The sequence below is a fragment of the Streptomyces sp. NPDC127084 genome, assembly GCF_042724175.1.
Lineage (GTDB): Bacteria > Actinomycetota > Actinomycetes > Streptomycetales > Streptomycetaceae > Streptomyces.
In genome coordinates this window covers 1-2628 of record NZ_JBHXFA010000155.1, presented here as the reverse complement: position 1 = coordinate 2628, position 2628 = coordinate 1, and the positions used below count along the sequence as shown (strand labels likewise).

General features: G+C 70.0%; 2 protein-coding genes. Both read left to right on the top strand.

Annotation, left to right across the window (positions count from 1 at the left end; all coding sequences use genetic code 11):
* Positions 1-164: 164 nt before the first annotated feature.
* Positions 165-764, top strand: coding sequence for an HhH-GPD-type base excision DNA repair protein (locus ACFWI9_RS27825; protein ID WP_387166099.1), 600 nt, complete (start codon positions 165-167; stop codon positions 762-764).
* A 160-nt stretch (positions 765-924) separates the two neighbouring features.
* Positions 925-2460 carry a M28 family metallopeptidase gene (locus tag ACFWI9_RS27820; protein WP_387166121.1) on the top strand — a complete coding sequence of 512 codons (1536 nt, stop codon included), beginning with the start codon at positions 925-927 and terminating at the stop codon, positions 2458-2460.
* The last annotated feature ends 168 nt before the right edge of the window (positions 2461-2628 follow it).

The following is a 2628-nucleotide window of genomic DNA, read 5'->3' as shown; positions in this document are numbered from 1 at the left end:
GCCGCGGGGGGGGGGGGGGCGCCGCGGCCCTCGCCGGTTGGGGCGGGGGTTTTCGGGGGGGCCCCGCTCACCCCGCGAAACCCGCCCGCTTCCGTCCCCGCCCGCCTCCGCCCCCCGGGCGCACCGGACGTGCAAGGCCCACCACCCGGAGGGATCATCGGGGGATGAGCCCCACGCGCCCCGAGCGTCCCGCGATCCACCTGGCGCAGCAGCCGGACGCCGACGAACTGCTCTCCCGCAGTCCGCTCGCGCTGCTGGTCGGGATGCTGCTCGACCAGCAGGTACCCATGGAGTGGGCCTTCTCGGGCCCGTACACCATCGCCCAGCGCCTCGGGCGGGACGATCTGGACGCACATGAGATCGCCGCCCTCGATCCGGACGCCTTTGTCGCGCTGCTGTCCGAGAAACCGGCCGTGCACCGCTACCCGGGGTCCATGGCCAAGCGCGTCCAGCAGCTGTGCCGGTACCTGGTGGACGAGTACGACGGCGATCCGGCCGGGCTGTGGCGGGACGCGGAGACGGGGCGGGAGCTGCTCGCGGGGCTTGAGGCGCTGCCCGGTTTCGGGAAGCAGAAGTCCCAGATCTTCCTGGCGCTGCTGGGCAAGCAGTGCGGGGTACGGCCGAAGGGCTGGCGTGAGGCCGCGGGTTCGTACGGGGATGAGGGGTCCTACCGGTCCGCCGCCGACATCACCGGCCCCGAGAGCCTGACCAAAGTCAGATCGTACAAACAAGAGATGAAACGTGCCGCAAAGGCAGTCAAATGACACTTCATTACGCCCCTAGACGTACAAGATGATGTCAACATTGCTAAATATGACGTGAGTTATGGCACAACTGTTCACAGAGCACCCAGAGATCGCTAACTTCCCCTCAACCTTGTTCGCACCGGGAAGGACCTCTGTGAACTCATCCCATCGCAGAGCAGTGGCCACCCTGGCCGCAGCCGCACTCGCGACCCCGCTCCTGCTGGCATCCGCCTCCCCCGCATCCGCTGAGAGGCATGACCCTGCCAAGGCGGCGGCGAAGGAAGCAGCCCAGCTGTCCAGGAAGCTGGTCCGTGCGTCATCGGCCAAGGACGCCGCCGCGCACCTGCGGAAGTTCCAGCAGATAGCCGACAGCGCCGGAGGCAACCGCGCCGCCGGCACGCTGGGGCACGACGCCTCAGCCGCGTACGTCTACCAGCTGCTGAAGAAGGCCGGGTACAACGTCGAGTACCAGACCTTCGAGTTCACCTTCACCCAGACCCAGGCGGAGCGGCTCGCCGTGGTCTCGCCCGCCCCGCGCGACGTCGCGATACACGCGATGTCGTACACCAAGTCGACCCCGGTCGGCGGGGTGAAGGCGGCGCTGGCCGCCGCTCCGGTGGACGCCGACGGCACCAACGGTTGTGAGGCGTCGGACTTCGCGTCCGGGACCTTCACCGGCAAGGTCGCCCTGATCAAGCGAGGCGGCTGCACCTTCGCCGCCAAGCAGGAGAACGCGGCGGCGGCGGGCGCGATAGGCGCCGTGATCTACAACAACACCGAAGGCGCGCTCTCCGGCACCCTGGGCTCCGTGGAGGCCGGCAAGATCCCGACCGGCGGCATCACACTCGCCGAGGGCGAGAAGCTCGCCGCAGACCTCGCCGCCGGACCGGTGACGATCGACTTCGAGATCCGCCAGCTCCAGCAGCAGCGCACCACCCGGAACGTCATCGCCGAGACCAAGCACGGCAACGCCGCCAACACGGTGATGCTGGGCTCCCACCTCGACGGAGTGGTCGACGGCCCGGGCATCAACGACAACGCCTCCGGCTCCGCCGGTCTGCTGGAGGTCGCCCTGGAGCTCGCCAAGAGCCACAAGCGGCCCGCCAACAAGATGCGCTTCGCCTGGTGGTCCGCCGAGGAGTTCGGACTGCTCGGCTCCGAGCACTACGTCGCGAACCTCAGCGACCTCGGCAAGAAGGAGATCAAGCTCTACCTGAACTTCGACATGATCGCCTCGCCGAACTACGGGCTCTTCGTCTACGACGGCGACGACTCCGACGGCGTCGGCGCGCCCGCGGGCCCGGCCGGCTCCGCGCAGCTTGAGCGCGACATCAACGAGTTCATGGACAAGCAGGGGCTGCCGCGCGAGGGCACGGACTTCACCGGGCGCTCCGACTACGGGCCGTTCGTCGAGGCGGGCATCGCGTCCGGTGGCACCTTCACCGGCGCCGAGGGCGTCAAGACCGAGGCGCAGGCGGCGAAGTTCGGCGGCACGGCGGGCGTCGCGTACGACTCCTGCTACCACGCCAAGTGCGATGACATCAAGAACATCAGCATGACGGCGTTCGACGCCAACATCGACATCATCGCCAACGCGGTCGGCACCTACGCGATCGACCTGAGCTCGCTGCGCAAGCCGGTCACCACCGTCCCGACGCAGGGCGGCACGGGCAGCGGCGGCGGTCTGCACGACGGTCACGGTGTGACGGAGTAGCCCCCTCCGCGACGCACTGCCACGCACTGCGCTGCCGGCTTCACCAGCGCACGGGGCGCCGCCGGGCGCGCGCCGCGGGCCGGCCGCGCCCGGGGGGGGGGGGGGGCCGAGGCCGGGCGCCGCCCCCCCCCGCGTGCCCGGGGGGCGCGATGCGCGCAGCTGTTGGCC